Raw genomic sequence first — 20,355 nt, 5'->3', positions numbered from 1 at the left:
GTACCGGGTGAGCGACAGGCCAGAACCATCCGGGCGGCCAGCCAGTTGACGGAACGTCATCAGGGTCCGGACGGAACGTCACCCGGGCCCATGGGCACACGAGTCAGGAATGCGAGCACCGGTGCAGAAGACGCGGCCTCGGCGCACAGGCAGGCAGACAGCTCCCGCAGGGAGCGCTACCGGCGACGCGACGACCGACCCCGCGGGCCGGGGACGCCCCGCCCACGTCCGCAACCGGCTCATCGTGGCCGTCGCTGTCGTGGCCGCCGCGATCGTCGGGGCCGGCGCTCCGTCGGTCATCGCCGCCTCCGGCCAACTCCACGACTCCCAGGACCTGGTGACGCTCGCCGCGCAGACCCAGGACGCCCTGACCCTCGCCCACTCGCTCGCCGACGAACGCGACGAGGTCACCGTCTTCATCGCCGCCGGCCGCCCCAAGTCGAAGGCACCCTCCGAACAGCGCGGCGCCCGCGTCGACCGGCAGGTCGACGAGTTGCGCGCGAACCCCGACACCACGGCCTCGCTGCGCGGCGACCTCGACGACATCGCGGTGCTGCGCAGAGCGGCGCTCACCGGGCAGAGCACCGCTCTCCAGGCGCACGAGACGTACTCCGCCGCGATCACCGGGCTGCACCGCCTCGCCGACCAACTGGCCGAGAAGCAGCCGCCCCGCGCGGGCTCCGGCGCGTACGCCCTCGCCGAACTCGACTCCGCCGTCCAGCAGGCCGCCGCCGCCCGGGGCCTCCTCCTCGCCGCGCTGAGCGTGCCGACCTCCACCGAGACCGTGTACGACCAGGTCACCGGTCTGTCGTCCGAGCAGACCGTCTCCTCGCCGGCCGACACCAGGACGCGCAGCGCGCTCACCGCCGCCGCCCAGCAGGCCCGCCTGCGCTCGGACGCGGCGATCACCGACTTCCGCGAGACGGCGCCCGAGACCGCCGTCGGCAGCTACGACTCGACGGTCACCGGACCCGAGGCCGACGCCGCCGACAAGTACCTCGCCGCGCTCACCGACCAGCCCGCGCTGTCCACGAGCGAGCTCTCCACCAGCCTCAGCGGTGTGGACGCGGCCCTCTCCGCCCGCGTCGAGCTGATGCGCGGCGTCGAGTCCTCCCTCTACGACCGCCGCACCAAGGCCCTCATCAAGCTCCGCGACGACGACGTCACCGAGCTGGAGATCCGGATCGCCGCCCTCGGCGCGCTCCTGCTGGTCGCCACCGGTATCGCCACCGCCATGGCGCGCAGCCTCACCCGCCCGCTCTCCGTACTGCGCCGCGGCACCGCCCGACTGGCCGAGGCCGCCGACCCGTTGGCCGAGGCCCCGGTCAAGTTCACCGGCCGCAACGACGAGTTCGCCCAGGTCGTCCGCTCCGTCAACGCCCTGCACGCCCGCGCCCTCGCCGTCCACGAGCGCATCGCCACCCTGGAGTCCGACCGCAAGCACCTGGTCGGCCAGCGCCAGAAGATGGCCGACGCCCGCGAGGAACTGCGCGGCCAACTCGCCGACGCCGCCACCCAATTGACGCGTACCCGCGACAGCATCCACGGCACCTTCGTGAACCTCGCGCTGCGCACCCTCGGCCTCGTCGAGCGCCAACTCGCCGTCATCGAGGGCCTGGAGGAGCGCGAGCAGGACCCGGACCGGCTCGCCACCCTCTTCAAGCTCGACCACTTCGCCACGGTGATGCGCCGGCACAACGAGAACCTCCTCGTCCTCGCCGGCGCCGAACACGGCCAGCAGCACGCGGGTCCCGTCCCGCTCGTCGATGTCGTCCGCGCCGCCGTGAGCGAGATCGAGCGGTACGAGCGGGTGCGCATCGCCGCGCTGCCGCCGCACGCGCATCTCGCCGGGTTCGCCGCCGACGACGTCAGCCATCTGCTGGCCGAACTCCTGGAGAACGCCACCTCGTTCACCCCGCCCGAGCTGCCCGTGGAGATCTCCGGCTGGCTGCTGGAGAGCGGCGACGTCATGCTCTCCGTCCAGGACGAGGGCATCGGCATGACCGCCGACCGCCTGGTCCGCCTCAACTCCCGCCTCGCCGACTTCGATCCGGACGCCCCGTACGAGACGGCTGACGGTACGGAGGAGGACGGCGACGGGATCGGCCTCGGGCTGTACGTCGTGGCGCGGCTCGCCCACCGGCACGGTGTGCGCGTGCAGTTGCGGGAGCAGAAGCAGGGCGGTGTCGCGGCGGTCGTCGTGCTGCCGAAGGCGCTGCTGGCCCCGGACCCCGTCGCCGTACCGCCGTCGGCCGGATCGACGCTCGGTGGCTCGGGGCTGTCCTTCCCGGGCGCCGACGCCGAGGTCAACTCCAATGTGCTGCAAGGGCGTTCGGAGGCAGAAGAGGTCGAAGAGGCCGAGGTGCCCGACGGCCTCGACGGCCCCAGTGACCCCGATGACCCCGATGACGCGGACGGCGCCCCGGACGACTCGCCGCTCGCGCTCGACGCACCGGACCTGATGATCACCCTGGCGGAGCAGGCCGTACGCGACGCCGAGGCCGATGCCGGGACCGAAACGGACGTGGCGGACGAGCCGTCGGTGCCGGAGTCCGACCCCGCGCCCCTCCCCGCGTCCGAGATCACCATGGAACTGCTCGTGCCGGAACCCCCGGCCGAGGACTCAGCCGAGCCGACCGTCCCCACGGCTCCCGACACCGACCCCGACCCCGTATCCGCGACCGGGACCACCGCCTCGGACCCGTACGCCATCGGGCCCGACACGCACGAGCGCGTCACCGACCCGGTCCTCGACCAGGAGGACCCGGTCACCGACAAGGGGCTGCCCAAGCGCACCCCGAGGATCACCGCGCCCGTGGCCCCGCCGAGACCCCGTATCGGATCCGTGGACGCCGAGGCACTGCGCCGCCGGCTCGGCGGGTTCCACCGGGGTGCACGCGACGGCCGCCGTGACGTGGAGGCCGAGATCGCGGAGCAGACGGACCAGTCGGCGCACACGGAACAACCGGCACGTACGGCACAGCCGCCGCATGCCGAAGAAGCCACGGGGGGAACTGTCGAGGAGGCAAGCAGTTGACCGCGCCCAGTACCTTCGGCCTGAGTAGTGAAGCCCGCAACCTGCACTGGCTGCTGAGCAATCTCGTCGAGGAGGTGCCGGGACTCACGTCGGTCGCGGTGGTCTCCTCGGACGGGCTGCTCCTGCTCTCGTCCGACCCAGGCAGGAACGCGGAACGTCGGCCTGACCAGCCGACCGGCCCCAGAGGCTCCGCCGCCGACCTCGCCACCATCGTCTCCGGCATCGGCAGCCTCACCATCGGCGCCGCCAAGCTGATGGACTACGGCGGAGTCAAGCAGACGATGGTCGCCATGGAGGACGGCAGTCTCTTCGTGATGTCGATCAGCGACGGCTCGCTGCTCGGTGCGCACGGCTCCCCGGACTGCGACATGAACGTGGTGGCGTACCACATGGCGCTCTTCGTGGGCCGCGCCGGACATGTCCTGACGCCCGAACTCCGCAGCGAGCTGCTGGAGTCGATCGAACGCGGGGCGACGGACACGGACAACGGGCCCACGCCGACAGGCCCGATGGCGATCCGGTCCGTGCCGGGCCGGTCCACGGAGGTCGCCAAGTGAGCGGCACCGAGGGCGCACCCAGGCTTCCCGTCCGGGGCGGCGACCGCAAACCGGCCCGGGTACGCCCGTACTCGCTCACCGGTGGCCGGACCCGCTTCGGGCACGTCCTCCTTGTCGAGACGTTCGTCGCCGCGATCGAGGCGCCCGAGGAGCGCAGGGAGTTGCAGAATGGTTCCCTCAACACCCGGGTCATGCCGGAGCTGCGGGCCATCGTCGAACTGTGCCGCCGTATGCGTACGGTGGCCGAGATCGCCGCGCTGCTGAAGATGCCGCTGGGCGTGGTCCGCGTGCTCCTCAGCGACCTCGCGGACCAGGGAAAGATCCGTGTGTACGGAACCGGTCACGGGCCGGGCCAGCCGGACCGCGCGCTGCTGGAAAGGGTGCTGAGTGGACTCCGTCGTCTCTGACGTCGCCCGTGGTGTCTCCCCGCTTCTCCACCTTCCGCCGGAAGGCCAACAGCCTTTGCAGGACGAGGAGTTGCGGCCGTGGCAGGAGGACCGTACCCGTGCGCCGATCGCCACGAAGATCGTGATCGCGGGCGGCTTCGGCGTCGGCAAGACCACGATGGTCGGCACGATCTCGGAGATCGAGCCCCTCCAGACGGAGGCGCTGATGACCGAGGCGAGCGAAGGCACCGACGACCTCACCGCGACCCCGGACAAGCAGACGACCACCGTGGCCATGGACTACGGCCGCGTCACGCTCGACGACGACCTGGTGCTCTACCTCTTCGGTACGCCGGGCCAGCAGCGGTTCTGGTTCATGTGGGACGACCTGGTGCGCGGCGCGATCGGCGCGGTCGTGCTGGCCGACACCCGGCGGCTGAAGGAGTGCTTCCCGGCGCTCGACTACTTCGAGAGCTGTGGGCTGCCGTACGTCGTGGCCGTCAACCACTTCGACGGCAGCGCGGAGTTCGACGCGGCGGACGTGCGGGAGGCACTCACCGTGCCCGCGCACATACCTGTCATGATCATGGATGCGCGGCGCCGCCTCCCAGTGATCGAGACCCTGCTCGCCCTGGTGGGGCACGCGCTGGACGTCAGTCCCGAGTAGTCCCGAGTACTGAGACACAGCACTGCGGCACAGCACTGCGACAAGGGGAGAGAGCAGACCGTATGCGGAAGATACTCGTCGTCGGAGCCGGTCAGGCCGGACTGCAGATAGCCCTCGGACTCCAGTCGCAGGGGTACGAGGTCACCCTGATGTCCAACCGGACCCCGGACGAGATCCGGTCCGGCCGGGTCATGTCCACGCAGTGCATGTTCCACACCGCCCTCCAGCACGAGCGCGATCTCCAGCTGAACTTCTGGGAGTCCCAGGCCCCGAAGATCGAAGGACTCGGCGTCTCGGTCGCCGCCCCCGGCTCGCACGACCCGGGCCCCACACAGCGCGCGATCGACTGGCTCGGCAACCTCGACGGCCACGCCCAGTCGGTCGACCAGCGGGTGAAGATGGCCGGCTGGATGGAGACGTTCGCCCAGCGTGGCGGCCAACTGGTCATCCACGGCGCGGCCGTCGGCGACCTCGACTACTTCTCCCGTACGTACGACCTGGTCCTCGTCTCGGCGGGCAAGGGCGAGCTGGTGTCGATGTTCGGCCGCGACCCGGAGCGTTCCCCGTACGGCGAGCCGCAGCGCGCGCTGGCCGTCGCCTACGTCCACGGACTGGGCCCGCGCCCCGAGCACCCGGACCTGGAAGGGGTCCGCTGCAACCTGGTCCCGGGCGTCGGTGAACTGTTCGTCATGCCGGCGCTCACCACCTCGGGCCGCGCCGACATCCTGTTCTGGGAGGGCATACCCGGCGGCCCGCTCGACGTCTTCACCGGCGTCCGCGACCCCGCCGAGCACCTCTCCCTGACCCTGGAACTCATGGAGCGGTTCACGCCCTGGGAGTACGCGCGGGCCACCAAGGTCGAACTCACCGACGCGGGCGCCACGTTGGCGGGCCGCTACGCCCCCACCGTCCGTAACCCGGTGGGCCGGCTCCCCGGCGGCGGACTGGTCCTCGGCGTGGCCGACGTGGTCGTCGCGAACGACCCGATCACCGGCCAGGGCTCCAACTCGGCCTCGAAATGCGCGGCTTCGTACCTCGCCTCGATCATCGAACAGGGCGAGAAGGAGTTCGACGAGACCTGGATGCGGGCCACCTTCGACCGCTACTGGGACACCGCCCAGCACGTCACCAAGTGGACCAACGCGATGCTCGGCCCGCCGCCGGAGCACATCATCAACCTCCTCGGCGCGGCAGGCCAGTTGCCCCCGGTCGCCGACCGCTTCGCCAACGCCTTCGACGACCCGTCGGATTTCGAGAACTTCTTCTACGAGCCCGAGAAGACGGCCGCCTATCTGGGTTCGGTGGCAGGGGCGTAGAGAGGTTCCTCGGCGGCCGAGTAGCCCTCGTCCGAGCCCGCCGTTGCGTCGGCGGGGAGCTTCGGCGGTGTGTACCGCCGCAGGGGCTTCCCGTCCGGGTCCGGCCGTACGGCACCCAGCACCGGGTTGGCCGCGACCGGCGACACCTTCACCTTGGCGCCCGGACGCGGCGCCTGGACGACCATCCCGTCCCCGAGGTAGAGGGCCACATGCGTGGCCTCGGGGAAGTAGACCACCAGGTCACCGGGGCGCAGCTCGGCCAGCGGGATGTGCGCCAGCCGCGCCCACTGCTCCTGGCTGGTCCGGGGGATGGGCAGTCCGGCCCGCTCCCAGGCCTGCGAGGTCAGCCCCGAGCAGTCGAACGTCGCCGGTCCCTCCGCACCCCACTCGTAGGGCTTCCCGAGCTGCGCCACCGCATGACGCACCGCCCTCTCCCCGTCCTCGGACGGCGTCCGCCGGGCGCTGAGAGCACCGGAGGCGACGAACTCCCGCTGGTCCTCCGTCACTTCGTCGCCCGCCAAGTCCTGTTCCAGATCGGCCAGTTCTGCGAGCTGCTCGGTGCTCAGGCCGGCCAGCAGCTCCTCGACGTCCTTGAGTCGTTCCTGTACGGCGTCCCGGTCCCTCTTCTGCTGTTCGGCGAGGGTGAGCTGCCCGTCCAGTGCGGCGCGCGCCTCGCGCGCGAGACCGTCGGTGCGCCGCTCGCCGCCGACCAGCCGGCCCACCGTCTCGGCCCGCTCCAGCGCCAACTGCCGGATCACATGGCCCTGTTCGAGCGCGTGCTGCGGATCGCGGGCCAGCAGCAGCTGTACGTACGGTGAGATGTCGGTGCTGCTCTGGTACTGCTGCCGGGCGAGCCGGCCGAGGGCGCCTCGCCGCTCGTGCAGGGAGAGCCGGGCGCGTACGAGCTGCCGGTCCAGCCGTCGTACCTCGGCGCGCTGCCGTTTCAGCCGCTCGGCGGTGGCGCCGTAGGTCCGGGTGGCCTGCTCGGCCTCGCGGTACAGCTGCTGAAGGTCCGTCAGGAGGTCGGCGACGGAGGGTGAGGGTTCGGAGGCGGTCGGCTCGTCGGTGATGCCGGGCGTGGGGGAGCCGGTCACCGTCGGGGTGGGGCTCGGTCCCGGGTCCGGTACGGCCAGTGCGGGGACGGGTGCGAGGAGTGTGCCGGCTGCCATCGCCGCCGTACAGACCAGACGCAGAAGCCTTCCTGACACGTCATCACCTCCGGTGCGGGGCAGCCCTTCCGCTCCGCACCGCGAGCTTGTGACGTGGGCGCGGGGTCCGCGCGGCGAGCGTGCGCGGTTCGGCCCAACCTCGTCACCCGTCGGTGTCGTCCGGCTTGCCCTGCGGCGTGGCGCCTGGAACCGGTCCGGCCGCCGGTTTCGACCACGGCCAGCGCAGCTTGCCCTCGCCGCCCTGGTCGCCCGCGCCGCCCTCCGGGGCATACGCGTACTTCCAGCCGGGGTGCAGGCCCAGCTTTCCCGGCCGCCCGCTGGGCACGCGCCGGTAGACGAGGACGGTCGGCGGGCCGCCGGCGGCGTCCGGCACCGGGACCTTGTAGGTCTTCGGCGGGTGCCCGGTCGGCCCGAGCAGGATGGGCAGCACGCGGCCGTCCAGGGGGCCGCCCTCGAAGGCGGTGTCTTGGCTCTTCACAGGATCAGTGTCCGGTATCCGCGCCCAGCGCGTCGCGTACGACCGCCGCGGTCTGCGGGTCGCGTCCGGCTGTCACCGTGAGCACCGCCGTGAACTGTTCCACCAGCCAGTCCCGCAACTCGTCCACCGGCGGCTGCTTCTCCTCGTCCAGCCAGATGAGCGAGGCCGCCTCGACCGCGGTGATCCACATCCGTACGGTCATCCGCAGCCGGGGGCTCGGTTCCGTGACGCCGAGATGGCTCAGGATGTGCGCGGCGGCCCTGCGGCGGACCCGGTCCACTATGGCCGTCGTACGGGACGTCTCGACGACGCTGCCGCCCTGGAGGAGGGCGCTGAAGCCGGCGTCGTGCTCGTCGACGAAGGTGAGGTAGCGGTCGAGGGCGCGGGAGAGACGGTCGGGGAGGGGGCCCTTCGGGGGTTCGTCGAAGCAGAGTTCCAGTTCCTCGGCGGCGGAACGGAGCGCGGCCTCGTACAGCTGCTGCTTGCCGCCGGGGAAGTAGCGGTACACGAGGGGGCGGGAGACCCCGGCTGCCTCGGCGACGTCGTCGAGGGAGACCTCTTCGGGGGCGCGATGGGCGAAGAGGGAGAGGGCGGCTTCGAGGAGTTGGTTTCGGCGCTCCTCGACATTCAACCGGCGGTAGGCAGGGGCGGGAGGGGGCATGTGTGCAGGGTAGTCGGGCGGCTGCGGGTGCGTTGTGGCTGGTCGCGCAGTTCCCCGCGCCCCTGAAAAGCAGGGGCTGCGCCCCGTGCTTTTCGGCCCGCAGGGCCGGGTCTTTGTCTTTAGGGGCGCGGGGAACTGCGCGACCAGCCCCCACCGGGGCCGCACTCCGAAATCACGCCAGCAGCCCCGAAGACCTCCACAGCCGCCGGCCAGCACCTCGTAGCACCCCGATGTCGTCCAGGAAGTCCGTCAGTTTCTTCGCGCCGGTCTGCATGACCTCCCGCCGGTGCCCGCTCGCCCGGACCTGCGCCACCGCCTCGGCCTTGTCCAGGCCGACGTTCGCGTAGACGTCGGGGTTGACGAAGGCGACCGAGAAGACGCGGGCGAACTCGCCGGACGTGACGCGGGTGAACTCCTGGGACCACCGGGGGGCCGTCACCATCTGGCGGCGGAGCTCCTCGCGGGCGTAGCGGACGTGCCGGGCCTCCTCCACCACATGGATCCGGGTGACGCCCCTGATCAGCGGCTGGACGCGCTCGTCCGGGAACGTCAGGCGCTGCATCCAGTCGAGGACCTCCTCGCCGAGCAGGGTCGCCGTGAAGGAACCGGGGGTGGTGGACACCGTCTTGAAGAAGCGGCCCAGGTTCTGGTGCAGTCGGCTGACCGGGTAGTACGGGGTGCCGCCGCGGGTGATCAGCCGGGCGAACATCTTCGAGTGACGGCACTCGTCCTCGATCTCGGTCAACGCGTAGCGGACGTGCGCGCTCGTCGCCGCCTTGTCGTAGATGTGCCGTACGAGGAGCTGCATCAGGATGATCTCGAACCAGATGCCGAGCGAGGCGAGCGCCGCCGCCTCGTGCTGCGAGAGCAGGATGCGCTGCTCCTCGCCCATCCGCTTCCACAGCGGGGTGCCGTACAGGGAGACCAGTTCGGGCGGCCAGAACCACTTGCCGTCCTCGAAGGGGGCGTCCCAGTCCAGTTCCTTGTCCGGGTCGAAGGAGTGCCTGGCCGAGGCCGCGAGCAGCCGTTCGGCCACCTGTTCCCGGTCCTTGAGCACGCCGAGTGCGTCGCGGAGTATCTGGGCTTCCGTCACTGTCGTCACATGCTTATGAGACTGCTTGTCAGCAAGTCGGTCAATCCCCTGGGCCGTACTTGCGCGCGACTTTTGGAGTCGCCCAAGTGCCGTAGCGTGCTGGGGTGTCCACGACTCCGCCGCCCCAGCCGCCCGGCTCTTCGCCCTACCCGGGGTCTCCGCCGGGGCCTGACGGCACCCCCTGGGGTGCGCCGCTGGGGCCACCGCCCAGGAAGAGCCGGCTCGGGCTGATCCTCGGCATCGTCGGCGGGGTCGTCGCGCTGGGTGTGGTGGGTGCGGGTGTGCTCGTGTGGATCGGGGTGAAGTCCGACGCCGGGTTTCCCGAGGCCGAGTACCGGCTGACGCTGCCGCAGAAGGTGCTCGACGGGAAGTACGAGCTCCTCGGCGACCTCTCCGGCACCGATGGGCAGGCCATCGAGGAGGAGGCCGACGGGGACTGGGACGCCCGGGACACGAAGCCCGTGGTCGGCCGGTACAGCCCCGGTGGCGACCAGGCGCGGGGCACGCTGGTGATCTCCGGCATGTACGGACGGTTCAGGAACACCGGCCTCGCCCGCGACAGCATGATGAAGGGCGCGGCCGGCGGCGACGGCGCCGAGCTCGCCGTCGAGCCCAGGGACTTCAGGCCGGCGGGCTCCGACACCACTGTCACCTGCGAGGTGCTCGTCCAGACCCAGGCCGGTACGGAGGTCACCCTCCCCGTCTGCGGCTGGGTGGACGGCAACACCGGTGCCTCGATCGCCGGGATCACCGCCGACGCGATCACGCGGAAGCCCGCCGACGTGGACCTCGGGGCGGCCGCGGAGACCGCCCTCAAGATCCGCGACGAGATCAGGAAACCGATCGGCTGACCGGCTCCGGTTCCAGGTCCGTTTCCGGCGCTCCCTGCGCTTGCGCGGGCCCGGGCGGGAACGACGTACGCAGGTTGAAGGCGTACTCCGTCGGTCCGTGCGCGCGCAGATGGAGGAGGCGGGTCTCCGCCTCCTCCACGGTCGGACGGTGCCCGGCCGGCACCCACCACAGTGCCGTGACCGCCTCCTTCAGGTGCTCGAAGAACTCCCGGCGGCGGGCCAGCAACTCCCGGTGCTGCCCCTGGTACATGAACGCCGTCAGGGCGTTCGTGTCCCGCCACACCGACATGTTGACCAGGATCCACTCGTCGTCGAACATGCGAATGTCCGTCGCGTCGCCCGACTCGCCCTGCAACCTCCAGACGAATCCGTCCGAGGCGTCGGCGACGGCGTTGACCGGGTCGAGGCCGTCGGCGAACGGCTTCAACTGCAGGGAATCCAGAGGGGCTTTGAGGCGACCGATGTTGACCTGGGCGAGTTCGTACGCGGCTGCGGATGATAATGACGTCATGGCCGCACGGTAGGTCGGGTACCCGGCCCGCGCACCCCCTTTTCCTACCGGCGGAGCACCGTCTCCATGACCGCCCGCGCGATCGGCGCCGCCACCCCGCCCCCGCTGATGTCCGTACGGTCGGCGGAGGCGTCCTCGACCACCACCGCGACGGCGACCGACGGCTCGGCGTCCCGTTCGCCCTGCGCCCAGGAGACGAACCAGGCGTACGGCGTACCGGAGTTGCCGATGCCGTGCTGGGCGGTGCCGGTCTTGCCGCCCACCGTGGCGCCGGGGATCGCCGCGTTCGTGCCGGTGCCCCGCTCCACCACGTCCCGCATCAGCTCGCGCATCCGTACGGCGGTCGCCGGATGCATCGCCCGGTGCTGTCGCCGTACGCCGGAGGTGGCAACTGTCGTACCGTGCACGGTGGTTGTCCGCTCCACCAGATAGGGGGACGGCACCTGACCGCCGTTGGCGACGGCCGCCGCGACCATCGCCATCTGCAACGGTGTGGCCCGCGTGTTGTACTGACCGATCGCGGACAGCGCCAACTGCGCCTTGTCGACGTGGGTGTCGAAGGTGCTGCGCGCGACCGCGAAGGGGATGCGCAGCCCCCCGTCGTTGAAACCGAAGCCGTCCGCCGTGGCCGCCAGGTCGGCGACGCCGACGTCGACGCCCAGTTTGGCGAAGACCGTGTTGCACGACCAGGTGAACGCGGCCCGCAGCGAGACGTCCGCACAGCCGTCGCCCTCGTTCGTCAGCGCCGTGGACGTACCGGGGAGGGTGTACGGGTCGGGGGAGCGGGTCGGCTCGTCCAGATCGGTGACCACCCCCGCGTCCAGGGCCGCCGCCGCCGTGACCACCTTGAAGGTCGAACCCGGCGGATACGTCTGCCGTACCGCCCGGTTGAGCATCGGCTTGTCCGGGTCGCCGTTCAGTCGCCGCCAACTCCGTTCCACGGCACGCCCGTTGCCCGACAGTGCCGCCGGGTCGTACGACGGGGCGGAGACCAGGGCGAGGATGCGCCCGGTCGACGGCTCCACGGCTGCCACCGCGCCCTTGCGTCCGCCGAGACCGTCGTAGGCGGCCTGCTGGGCAGCCGGGTCGATGGTGGTCACCACCTCGCCGCCGGGGTTCTGCGCACGGGTGACGTCGTTCCACAGAGGGATGGGCGAGAGCAGCGGATCGGTGCCCGACAGGATGCCGTCCTCGGCGTGCTCCAGGAACGTCGTGCCGTACACCTGTGAGGCGAAGCCGGTGATGGGGGCGTACAACGGGCCGTCCCTGTACGTCCGTTCGTAGCGGAGCTGCTCCCCGGTGTCCGTGGACCCGGTGACCGGCCGGTCACCGACCAGGATGGCGCCGCGCGGCTGGCCGTAACGGGCGATCACCTGGCGGCGGTTGGCCGGGTTGTCGTCGTAGCGCTGGGCCTGGACGACCTGGACGCGGGTGATGTTGACGAGGAGCGCGAGCAGCAGCAGGGCGCAGAAGGCTGCGGCGTGCTTGATGCAGCGCGTCATCGGGCGTGGGGTTCGCTTCATGGCGTGGGGCGCCCGTCGCCGGGACCGTCGTACTGCCGCCGGGCCGAGTCGCTGATCCGGATCAGCAGCGCCACGATGATCCAGTTGGTGACGACCGACGAGCCGCCCTGCGCGAGGAACGGCATCGCCATGCCCGTGAGCGGGATGAGGCCCGACACCCCGCCCGCGATGACGAACACCTGGAGCGCGACGATCGAGGCGAGGCCCACGGCGAGCAGCCGGCCGAAGGGGTCGCGCAGCGAGAGGCCGGCCCGGTAGCCGCGCTCCACCAGGAGGGCGTACAGGATGACGATCGCGGAGAGGCCGGCCAGGCCCAGTTCCTCGCCCGCCGTCGCCAGGATGAAGTCCGACTTGGCCGCGAAGCCGATCAGGATCGAGTGGCCGAGGCCCAGGCCGGTGCCGAGCATGCCGCCCGCCGCGAACGCGAACAGCGACTGGGACAGCTGGTTGGGGCCCTGGCCGGCCTCGATCGTTGCGAACGGGTGCAGCCAGTCCTCGACGCGGCTGTGGACGTGCGGTTCGAGGGTGCCGACGGCGAAGGCGCCCAGCGCGGCCAGCAGCAGGCCGACCGCGATCCAGCCGGTGCGGCCCGTGGCGACGTACAGCATGACCACGAACAGGCCGAAGAAGAGGAGGGAGGTGCCGAGGTCGCGCTCCAGGACGAGTACGCCGACGCTGATCAGCCAGATCGCGACGACCGGGCCGAGGACGCGACCGGTGGGGAGCTGGAGTCGGCTGAACCGCCAGATCTGGCGGCCGGTGCAGGCGAGCGCGTTGCGGTTGGCGGCGAGGTAGGCGGCGAAGAAGACCGCCAGCAGCACCTTCGCGAACTCGCCCGGCTGGAAGGAGAATCCGGCGATCCGGATCCAGATGCGGGCCCCGTTCACCGACGGGAAGAAGATCGGGAGCGTGAGCAGGACGAGCGCGGCGGCGACACACACGTACGCGTACCGCTGGAGGACGCGGTGGTCGCGCAGCAGGAGGACGACCACGATGAACAGCGCCACGCCGACCGTGGACCAGACGAGTTGGGCGGGGGCCGCCCGGTGCCCCGGCGTCTCCAGGTCGAGCCGGTAGATGAGCACCAGGCCGAGGCCGTTGAGCAGCACGCCGATGGGGAGCAGCAGCGGGTCGGCGTACGGGGCGCGCCAGCGCACCGCGAGATGGGCGAGGAGCGCGAGGACGCCGAGCCCGGCGCCGTAACCGGCGGCGCCGGGCGGGAGGGTGCCGTTCTTCGCGAGGCCGACGGCGCAGTAGCCGTACACGGAGAGGAGGACGGCGACGACGATGAGGGACAGCTCGATGCCGCGGCGCCGGGGGAGGCGCGGGGCGGGAGCGGAGGGATCGGCGGGCCCCGGGGGCCGGACCTCCGGGGGTTCCCCGTACTCCGCCGCCACGGTGGTTCCGGGCTTCGTCATGTCCGGAACCTATCCAAAGTTCACGGAATGTTGTGTGATGTCCCCGGTGTGCGCCTCAGCAGAAGCGCGGTGCGGCGCCGATGTTGTCGATGTAGCGGGCCGCGCCCCAGGCCCAGGTGCCGTCCGTCAGGAGGTACCAGAGCGAGTTGCCGTCGACGTTCTCGCCGCCGACCTTGCAGAAGATGTTGACGATCTCGCCCTTCGGGACGACCCGGATGATCGCGCTGCCACGGTTCGGCGCGCTGCGCAGCCGCAGTCCGCCGTTGGCGGTGACGATCCCCTGGTAGAGCCCGGCGTTGCTGGTGCTGCTGTGGCCGTTGTGCTGGCTCCAGTCGTTGTTGCCGCTGCTGTTCTGCTGCTGGTTCCAGCTGCTGCTGCTCTGCTGGTCTCCGTCGTCGTCGTTGTCGTGGTTGTTCTGGCCGGTCTGGCCGGTCTGGCTGCTCTGTTGCTGCTGCTGGTTCCAGCTGTTGCCGCTGCTGTTCTGCTGGCCGGGGTCGTCGTCGGCGGGGCTCGCGAGTGCCGGAGTGATGGTGCCGACGGAGAGTGCGGTGGTCGCGGCGGCTATGCCGAGGCGGGTGAGGGTGGTCCGCGGTGACATGTGGGCTCCTTTGGCGGGACAGAGCTGACTACCCGCCACGCTAGGAGCGGCTCGTGCAAGGCGCCTGTCACGCTGGGCCGTTGGTGGTGAGCCCTCGTGATTCGGCCAGGGTGAGCGTCGCCAGGGCGCCGCCGCCCTCGCTCTGTGGAACGTTGGCGAAGGTCAGCCGGGCGCCCAGTACCTCCGCCTGGCCCAACGCGATCGTCAGCCCGAGCCCGTGTCCCCTCGCGCCGGCCTCCGTACGGAACCGCTGCGGCCCGTGCTCCACCAGGTAATCCGGATAGCCGTCCCCGTGGTCCCGCACGGTCACGACCGGACCGTCCACGGTCAGCGTCACGGGCGGACGGCCGTGCCGATGGGCGTTGGCGACGAGATTCCCGAGCACCCGTTCGAGCCGTCGCCGGTCGGTGTCGACGAGGGCATCGCGTGCGACGACGATCTCCGTGTCGGTGCCCGGCGTTCCCGAGGCCCCCGAGGCCCGGATGACCCGCACGACCCGTTCGGCGAGGGCGCCGAGCGGCTCGGTGTCCAGCTCCAGCCGCTCCTTGCCCGTGTCCAGCCGGGAGATTTCGAGCAGGTCCTCGGTGAGGGTGCGCAGCGCGGTGACCCGGTCGCGGACCAGCTCGGTCGGGCGCCCGGACGGCAGCAGTTCGGCCGCCGCGTGCAGTCCGGTGAGCGGGGTGCGCAGCTCGTGGGCCACGTCGGCGGTGAAGCGCTGCTCGCTGAGCAGCTTGCGCTGGAGCGAGGCCGCCATGGTGTCGAGGGCGGCGGCGACGGCGGCGACCTCGTCGGGAGGGTGGCCGGGGTCCCGCGTACGGGGGTCGTCGACGCGGGCGTCCAGGTCGCCGGCGCTGATCCGGCGGGCCACCTGGGCGGTCGCGTGCAGCCGACGGGTCACCCGGGTCACCGCGAACGCGCCGACCAGCAGCGTCGCGCCGATGGCGAGGCCCGACGACCACAGGATGGCCCGGTCGAGGCCCTCGATCGTGCGGGCGCTCTGCGAGTAGTCGAGCGCCACGGCGAGGGCGTGTCCGTCCTCAGCGGGCCCGGCCGCCCACATCGTCGGTACCCCGTCGTGGTCGGTGACCATCGTGCCGCGCTCCCCGGCCGCCGCGAGCGCCCGCAGCGACGCGGGCAACCCCTCGGGATCGATACCGGTGTGCGGCCGGAGCGCGTCCCCGGCCTCGTACGCCGCCGTGGCCTCCACGAGCCGCGACAGGGCGCGGTCGCGGGCCTGGTCGACTGTCTGGTGGGTCACCGAGACATGCACGAGGACGCCGAGCAGGGCGGCGAGGGCGCAGCACATGCCGGTGATGAACAGCGCGGCCTTGGCGGCGAGGGTGCCCGCCCACCCGGGCAGCGCGACCCTCATCGGGCGCTCGCGGAGGCGGTCACGGGGGCGGGGGTGCGCTGGGGTCTGCCGGTACGGAGGAACTCGTCCCGCGTCAGCAGCATCGCCTTCTGGTCCGCGTCCCAGCTCCACTGGGTGCGGTACTCGTACCCCGGGATCTGCGACGGCGAGCGGATGATCACGGCCCGGCCGGCGAGTTCCACGGCGGTCACGGCGTCGTCGTTCGCCATGATCTGCACCAGCGTCTCTGATCAGCTTGGTGATCCCATGCCAGATGTGGTGTCCGGTATGGGGTCTGTCCACCGTGGAGGGGTGGCGTGGGCGTGCAGGTGGAAGCCCGCGCCCAGTGCTGTCCCTCGTGGCCGGTGTCGGCTGGTGGTGGGTGTGCTGATCGTCGTCACGCCCTGGTGCCGGTCAGCTGCGCGGGGCAGCCGGGTCCGGTCCGTGTGAGCGTGTCCCTCCGGACGCTGGCCCGCCGGACCCGTGGGTCTGGTGGGGGAGGGTGTCCGGCGTCGCCTGGGCGTCGGACGTGTGGTGCGGTGCCGGGTGGTTCCGGTCTTGGACCGGTCCGTCCGGCTGGTCCTGGGCGCGGGGGTGATGACCGCGCCCGCTTCGAGTGTGTCGATCACGGTGCGGATGGCCATGGCACCGGTGGTGCGGTCCACGGCGGTCTTGGTCTGGTGGGTGAGGCCGCGGGCGGCGATGCGCTTCCAGGCGCCCTGGTCGCGGTCGCCCTGCCAGCCGCAGGAGCCGCACAGCGCCCACTTCCAGCCCGTGATGGTGGGCCGGTCGGGGGCCTTGCGGTGCCGCAGCGGGACGAGGCATTGCGGGCAGTGCTTGGAGGTGTTCCGCGCCGGGACGGTGACCACGGCGATACCGGTCTCGGCGGCCAGGTGCCGCATCCGGTCCACGATCTGCCCGCGCACGGCCTGGGAGAGCCGGGTGTTCATCGTGCGGCCCATGCCCCGGGCCTCCATCGAGCGCAGGTCCTCCACATAGATGACCGTGGCCCCGGCGGCGAGAGCCTGATCGACAGCCCAGCGGGCGGCAGCCCACGCCAGGGCGTCGTTGAGGTTCGACCGGCGCCCGGACACGTGCCGGATCTCCTCGGCGAGAACCTGGTGCCTGGCCGTCAGGGCGTGCTGTTCGTCTTCGCCGATGAGCCGCCGGTACCGGTCGGCCCTGGCGTGCAGGTGCTCGCCCTGGCGGCGCAGCCGGTGCTGCTTGGTAAGAACACCCCCCCGCCCGGAACATGCCGCCGCTGCCGAGGGCGGTGATGGTTCCGTCGGCGTGGAGGCGGGCGGCCCCGGCGGACAGCAGGGTGTTCAGCCCCCAGTCCACGCCGAGCGCGACCGTGTGTCCGCTGCGCCGTGTCTTGGGGACGGCGTGGGTGTAGGCGAGGTCGGCCCGCACCCGGCCCCGGTGGATGCGCAGGGTGGGCAGGTGCAGCACCGCACCGGCGGGGACCGTCGGCGGCAGCTTGATGGGGCAGGCCACCCACGTCCAGTCCTTGTAGGACCGCGGATCCGGACGGGTGGGCAGTTGCAGCCGCAGCAGCGCCCGGCCCGCATCGTCGGCGCGTTCGATGGTGGCCTGCTGCCCGTCGCAGGCGGACAGCAACAGCATGCGTGCGACGCGGGGCGCGGCCTCAACCTCGAACACGTCCATCGGCATCCGGCCGTGCCGCGCGACGAACGCGGCGATCTGCCGGGTACGGCCCTTGATGACGCTGGACGGCAGGTACTCCCCGCCGGGTACCGCCTCCCGCACCCGGTCCCACTCCTGCGGGGTGCGCTTCGCCGGGTCGGCGGGCCAGGTCTCGATGACCGCGGTGGTGAGGTCAGCGCGCCACTTCGCCGCACGCAGCGTTCGCCCGGCCGCCTCCTGGGCGATGCGCACGATGCGGTCATTGACCCGGATGCCATCGGCCGGGCCGGCCGTCCAGCCCAGGCGGCGCAGGGCCATCCAGGCGTTCGACGGCAGTGGGCGGCCTGTGGCGTCCTCACCGGCGGCCAGCACGTCCACATCGGCGGCGTTCCAGTGCCCGGTCAGCAGCGCGGCGACCATGCCCGACACCAGATCAGCAGCCCAGCCCACCCTCCCCGCCAGCACCGCAGCGGACAGGAACTCCCCCGTCTTCTCCTCCACACCGATACGCAGGAGACCACTGGCGCACGTGGTACGGGCGGCCTCGCCCCCGGCGAGCGGCAGTTTCCGGCTCACCCGTGCCCCCTTCCCGTCCGTGATGCTGTCATCCGATCAACGACACCCCCTGCGGAAGGTCACGCATTCGATCCACGCACTCACATACGCCACCGACACCGAGCACACGACATGACGCCGACGGATGACGAATCGCTACGGATGCCTAAGGGCCCGTAAAGAATCAACACGTTGCTGCGGTCTCTGCAGTGAGGGTCACGCCGTGTGCGGCCGCGTGGACGAGGAGTCCGGCCACGGTGTTGAGGTGTGCTGCTGGGGGCCGAAGTGTGTGTGCGTGCTGGTCCATCAGCCGCCGGATCTCGCTGGTGGTGTGGCGGATGGTGTCCTTGCTGACGGCGAAGAGGTGGGCCAGCACGGTAGGCGGCAGGGCGAGGTTTTGGTGCAGCACGGTGACCAGGACCCGGTCGGCCAGGTCGAGTTTGGCTTTGCGGCCGCCGCCCGGGGCCCGGCGTCGCTCGCCGCCGTCGCGTCGGGCGGCGGGGTCCTGTTTCTGCAGCGTCTGCCAGTCGACGGTCAGGGTCTCAGTCAGCTCGGTCAGTGCGGTGCAGGTCATGCCGGTCAGCGCGGGATGTGACAGAGCTCCGCGGTCGAAGACCGCCGTCGGCCCGAGTGTTGGTCCGGTGGGGCCTGCCGGGCTGGCGGGGTGAGGGTGCACGGTGTAGTTCCAGCTGCCCTGAAAGGCATGTCCGGTGACCGGCACTGCGTTCAGCTCCGCATCGCTGACCTTCACACCGATGGGATAGGCGCCGGTGTCGAGTTCCGCGTGGACGGTGAGACCGGTGCGGGTGGTGGTCGCGGCGATGGACTGCACGACGACCTCGTGGCTGTTCAGCGGTCTGCCGCGCCAGTTCATGGTGATCGCGGAGAACAGCCGATGCTCCACCTTGTTCCACTTCGATGTGCCTGGCGGCATGTGGCAGACCGTGACGGCCAGGCCGGTCCGGGCGGCGAACGCAGCCAGCTCGGTCTTGAAGGCCCGGGTGCGATAGCCGTTGGAGCCGCCGGCATCGGCAGTGATCAGCAGACGTCTGGCCTGCGGATAATCGAGGCGTCCTTGCCCGTTCCACCAACGGTTGATCGATTCGACCGCGAAGGCCGCGGTGTCGTGATCCGTACCGACGTTCACCCATCCGGTGTTCGCCGCCAGGTCGTAGATGCCGTAGGGCAGGGCCTTGCCCACTGCATCACCGGGGAAGTCATGGACGTCAACCCGCACGGGCTCACCGGCCGGCCGCCATTGACGTCCCGCGTTCTTGAACTCCCCGACGACTTCCTTCTTTTTCGTGTCCACACTGACCACCGGCTCGCCGTCCGCCTGATGGTCCTTGACCTGGCCGTTGATGTACCGGAACTGCGCATCCCGGTCGGGGTGTTGAGCGCCCTCAAGGGTCTTGGCATTGGCCTGCAGACTGAAACCGTTCTCCCACAGCAGCCTGCCCACGGTCGGCGCCGAGGCGGCATGGCCCTGCCTTGTCAGCTCCCCGGCCAGAGACCGCAGCGACCTGGTCGTCCACCGCAGCGGCGACATCGGATCGCCCCGCTCATCCGGCTCGACCAGCGCCAGCAGAGCTGGAACGAGCAGCGGGTCAAGCTCCTCGGCGCTCTTGCGACCGCCGCCGGCCCGGCGCACCCGGCCATCGGGCAATGGGTCCTCACCGCCCTCCAGCTCGAAGACCCCCTTGCGCACCGTCGTCTCGCTCACCCCTGCGGATTGGGCGACGGCCCGGACCCCGCCGTGGCCCAGCAACCGGGCCTCGGCGGCCAGCGCCAGCCGCTGCTGCCGCTCATTCAGATGAGGTAACAACACCCCAAGCTTCAGGGCAAGTTGGTCACGAACCTCGTTCGGTATGGGCATACCACACCAACGACAGGCAGACCGGGAAGCAACGTGTTGATTCTTTACGGGCCCTAAGGAAATATGTGAGCCTGTGCCGCTGGAAGGTGTACGCCCGTACGGCAGTCTCGTTGCCCGGCAGCAGGCGGAAACCGAGGGCCAGGTCGTCGCGGCCGTCGCCGGTGAGGTCGCGGTAGTAGGCCTTGAGGACGGGACAGGCGGCAGCGGTTCCGGCTCCGGAGCGGGCGCAGGCAGCCATCCGGCCGGCCGTCCCGGGGTAGAGCGCGTCGGCGCCGGTGTACGCGTCGGCGTGCGCGGCGATCTCCGCCCGTACGACCGCCACCGGGTCGACCCGGTGGATGTCGTCGCCGGGGGCGGTGACGCCCTTCACGGTCTCGGTCTCGGCCTCGCCGTAGTCCCAGGCGGGGCTGGAGGCCGGGGGCAACTCCGGCCAGAGCCTCGCGGGGCTGACGGCGACGGCCGTCGGTCCGGCGCCGCGCAGCCCACCGGCGTCACCGCAGCCGGCGGTGAGGGCGGCGAGCGCCAGGAGGGCGAGGGCGGCGCGGGTGACGCGGGTGGTGCGGCTGGGGATCACTGCACTCCTGCGTCAGGGCCGGGAAGGCGTGGTGTTCGACCGACGGCCGCTCGACCGACGACCGGTCGTCTCGTACACCTTCACCCT

The 20,355-nt window shown here is 71.3% G+C and carries 19 protein-coding genes and 1 pseudogene; 7 read left to right on the top strand and 13 right to left on the bottom strand.

The annotated features are described in order from the left end of the window. The first annotated feature begins 109 nt into the window (after positions 1 to 109). The 5 genes from ACH4TV_RS08885 to ACH4TV_RS08865 all read left to right on the top strand — a co-directional run bounded on the left by ACH4TV_RS08885 (position 110) and on the right by ACH4TV_RS08865 (position 5,963). The gene (locus ACH4TV_RS08885) at positions 110 to 3,037 is read left to right on the top strand and encodes a nitrate- and nitrite sensing domain-containing protein (protein WP_398395763.1); all 2,928 of its coding nucleotides are present in this window, start codon (positions 110 to 112) and stop codon (positions 3,035 to 3,037) included. Continuing rightward, the gene (locus ACH4TV_RS08880) at positions 3,034 to 3,594 is read left to right on the top strand and encodes a roadblock/LC7 domain-containing protein (protein WP_398395761.1); all 561 of its coding nucleotides are present in this window, start codon (positions 3,034 to 3,036) and stop codon (positions 3,592 to 3,594) included. Before ACH4TV_RS08885 ends, ACH4TV_RS08880 begins: the two co-directional genes overlap by 4 nt. Beyond that, positions 3,591 to 4,001 (top strand): DUF742 domain-containing protein, encoded by a 411-nt coding sequence (locus tag ACH4TV_RS08875; RefSeq protein WP_398395759.1) that lies wholly within the window; start codon positions 3,591 to 3,593, stop codon positions 3,999 to 4,001. Before ACH4TV_RS08880 ends, ACH4TV_RS08875 begins: the two co-directional genes overlap by 4 nt. Continuing rightward, positions 3,982 to 4,647 (top strand): GTP-binding protein, encoded by a 666-nt coding sequence (locus ACH4TV_RS08870; protein ID WP_398395757.1) that lies wholly within the window; start codon positions 3,982 to 3,984, stop codon positions 4,645 to 4,647. Before ACH4TV_RS08875 ends, ACH4TV_RS08870 begins: the two co-directional genes overlap by 20 nt. A gap of 62 nt (positions 4,648 to 4,709) precedes the next feature. After that, the gene (locus tag ACH4TV_RS08865) at positions 4,710 to 5,963 is read left to right on the top strand and encodes a styrene monooxygenase/indole monooxygenase family protein (protein WP_398395755.1); all 1,254 of its coding nucleotides are present in this window, start codon (positions 4,710 to 4,712) and stop codon (positions 5,961 to 5,963) included. On the opposite strand, the gene ACH4TV_RS08860 is transcribed toward ACH4TV_RS08865, so the two are convergent. The 4 genes from ACH4TV_RS08860 to ACH4TV_RS08845 form a co-directional block, all read right to left on the bottom strand. Then, on the bottom strand, positions 5,936 to 7,171 hold the full coding sequence (locus ACH4TV_RS08860; RefSeq protein ID WP_398395753.1) for an NlpC/P60 family protein: 1,236 nt from the start codon (positions 7,169 to 7,171) through the stop codon (positions 5,936 to 5,938). The genes ACH4TV_RS08865 and ACH4TV_RS08860 overlap by 28 nt on opposite strands. 103 nt (positions 7,172 to 7,274) lie before the next feature. Beyond that, a complete protein-coding gene (locus ACH4TV_RS08855) occupies positions 7,275 to 7,610 on the bottom strand; it encodes a hypothetical protein (RefSeq protein WP_398395751.1) in 336 nt (111 codons plus the stop codon). Positions 7,611 to 7,614: 4 nt separating this feature from the next. After that, positions 7,615 to 8,271 (bottom strand): TetR/AcrR family transcriptional regulator, encoded by a 657-nt coding sequence (locus tag ACH4TV_RS08850; RefSeq protein ID WP_398395749.1) that lies wholly within the window; start codon positions 8,269 to 8,271, stop codon positions 7,615 to 7,617. 172 nt (positions 8,272 to 8,443) lie between these two features. Beyond that, on the bottom strand, positions 8,444 to 9,373 hold the full coding sequence (locus tag ACH4TV_RS08845; protein WP_398395747.1) for a diiron oxygenase: 930 nt from the start codon (positions 9,371 to 9,373) through the stop codon (positions 8,444 to 8,446). A gap of 95 nt (positions 9,374 to 9,468) precedes the next feature. Here ACH4TV_RS08845 and ACH4TV_RS08840 point away from each other — a divergent pair, with 95 nt between their 5' ends. Next, on the top strand, positions 9,469 to 10,215 hold the full coding sequence (locus ACH4TV_RS08840) for a hypothetical protein (protein WP_398395745.1): 747 nt from the start codon (positions 9,469 to 9,471) through the stop codon (positions 10,213 to 10,215). Here ACH4TV_RS08840 and ACH4TV_RS08835 read toward each other — a convergent pair. The 7 genes and pseudogenes from ACH4TV_RS08835 to ACH4TV_RS08805 form a co-directional block, all read right to left on the bottom strand. Next, positions 10,196 to 10,726, bottom strand: coding sequence for a DUF3291 domain-containing protein (locus ACH4TV_RS08835; protein ID WP_398395743.1), 531 nt, complete (start codon positions 10,724 to 10,726; stop codon positions 10,196 to 10,198). The two genes, ACH4TV_RS08840 and ACH4TV_RS08835, sit on opposite strands and share 20 nt — an antisense overlap. 44 nt (positions 10,727 to 10,770) lie before the next feature. Then, positions 10,771 to 12,228 carry a penicillin-binding transpeptidase domain-containing protein gene (locus ACH4TV_RS08830; RefSeq protein WP_398395741.1) on the bottom strand — a complete coding sequence of 486 codons (1,458 nt, stop codon included), beginning with the start codon at positions 12,226 to 12,228 and terminating at the stop codon, positions 10,771 to 10,773. Between the two features lie 17 nt (positions 12,229 to 12,245). Continuing rightward, on the bottom strand, positions 12,246 to 13,667 hold the full coding sequence (locus ACH4TV_RS08825) for an FtsW/RodA/SpoVE family cell cycle protein (protein WP_398395739.1): 1,422 nt from the start codon (positions 13,665 to 13,667) through the stop codon (positions 12,246 to 12,248). Between the two features lie 55 nt (positions 13,668 to 13,722). Next, positions 13,723 to 14,265 (bottom strand): SH3 domain-containing protein, encoded by a 543-nt coding sequence (locus ACH4TV_RS08820; RefSeq protein WP_398395737.1) that lies wholly within the window; start codon positions 14,263 to 14,265, stop codon positions 13,723 to 13,725. A gap of 67 nt (positions 14,266 to 14,332) precedes the next feature. Continuing rightward, entirely contained in the window at positions 14,333 to 15,637 is a 1,305-nt protein-coding gene (locus ACH4TV_RS08815) for an ATP-binding protein (protein ID WP_398395735.1), read from the bottom strand. Continuing rightward, positions 15,634 to 15,858, bottom strand: a pseudogene (locus ACH4TV_RS08810) (hypothetical protein); the annotation flags it as partial. The gene ACH4TV_RS08815 and the pseudogene ACH4TV_RS08810, both read right to left, overlap by 4 nt. A gap of 9 nt (positions 15,859 to 15,867) precedes the next feature. After that, the gene (locus ACH4TV_RS08805; RefSeq protein WP_398395733.1) at positions 15,868 to 16,710 is read right to left on the bottom strand and encodes a zinc ribbon domain-containing protein; all 843 of its coding nucleotides are present in this window, start codon (positions 16,708 to 16,710) and stop codon (positions 15,868 to 15,870) included. Between the two features lie 530 nt (positions 16,711 to 17,240). Between ACH4TV_RS08805 and ACH4TV_RS08800 the strand changes: the two genes are divergently transcribed. Beyond that, complete coding sequence (locus tag ACH4TV_RS08800; RefSeq protein ID WP_398395731.1) at positions 17,241 to 17,954, top strand: hypothetical protein; 714 nt, start codon at positions 17,241 to 17,243, stop codon at positions 17,952 to 17,954. Between the two features lie 48 nt (positions 17,955 to 18,002). On the opposite strand, the gene ACH4TV_RS08795 is transcribed toward ACH4TV_RS08800, so the two are convergent. Beyond that, positions 18,003 to 19,694: an ISAzo13-like element ISStu2 family transposase gene (locus ACH4TV_RS08795; protein ID WP_398395729.1), complete on the bottom strand. Its 1,692-nt coding sequence runs from the start codon at positions 19,692 to 19,694 to the stop codon at positions 18,003 to 18,005. After that, positions 19,669 to 20,268 carry a hypothetical protein gene (locus tag ACH4TV_RS08790; RefSeq protein ID WP_398395727.1) on the bottom strand — a complete coding sequence of 200 codons (600 nt, stop codon included), beginning with the start codon at positions 20,266 to 20,268 and terminating at the stop codon, positions 19,669 to 19,671. Before ACH4TV_RS08790 ends, ACH4TV_RS08795 begins: the two co-directional genes overlap by 26 nt. Between the last annotated feature and the right edge of the window lie 87 nt (positions 20,269 to 20,355).

Source organism: Streptomyces sp. NPDC020898 (genome assembly GCF_044333925.1).
Lineage (GTDB): Bacteria > Actinomycetota > Actinomycetes > Streptomycetales > Streptomycetaceae > Streptomyces.
This window is presented reverse-complemented; position numbering and strand designations above follow the sequence as displayed.

Excerpts from the sequence above, each read along its gene's own strand:
- ACH4TV_RS08820 (WP_398395737.1), bottom strand. The coding sequence starts at position 14,265 with ATGTCACCGCGGACCACCCTCACCCGCCTCGGCATAGCCGCCGCGACC.
- ACH4TV_RS08830 (WP_398395741.1), bottom strand. The coding sequence starts at position 12,228 with ATGACGCGCTGCATCAAGCACGCCGCAGCCTTCTGCGCCCTGCTGCTG.
- ACH4TV_RS08800 (WP_398395731.1), top strand. The coding sequence starts at position 17,241 with ATGCGTGCGACGCGGGGCGCGGCCTCAACCTCGAACACGTCCATCGGC.
- ACH4TV_RS08885 (WP_398395763.1), top strand. The coding sequence starts at position 110 with ATGCGAGCACCGGTGCAGAAGACGCGGCCTCGGCGCACAGGCAGGCAG.
- ACH4TV_RS08835 (WP_398395743.1), bottom strand. The coding sequence starts at position 10,726 with ATGACGTCATTATCATCCGCAGCCGCGTACGAACTCGCCCAGGTCAAC.
- ACH4TV_RS08865 (WP_398395755.1), top strand. The coding sequence starts at position 4,710 with ATGCGGAAGATACTCGTCGTCGGAGCCGGTCAGGCCGGACTGCAGATA.
- ACH4TV_RS08815 (WP_398395735.1), bottom strand. The coding sequence starts at position 15,637 with ATGAGGGTCGCGCTGCCCGGGTGGGCGGGCACCCTCGCCGCCAAGGCC.
- ACH4TV_RS08825 (WP_398395739.1), bottom strand. The coding sequence starts at position 13,667 with ATGACGAAGCCCGGAACCACCGTGGCGGCGGAGTACGGGGAACCCCCG.
- ACH4TV_RS08850 (WP_398395749.1), bottom strand. The coding sequence starts at position 8,271 with ATGCCCCCTCCCGCCCCTGCCTACCGCCGGTTGAATGTCGAGGAGCGC.
- ACH4TV_RS08795 (WP_398395729.1), bottom strand. The coding sequence starts at position 19,694 with ATGCCCATACCGAACGAGGTTCGTGACCAACTTGCCCTGAAGCTTGGG.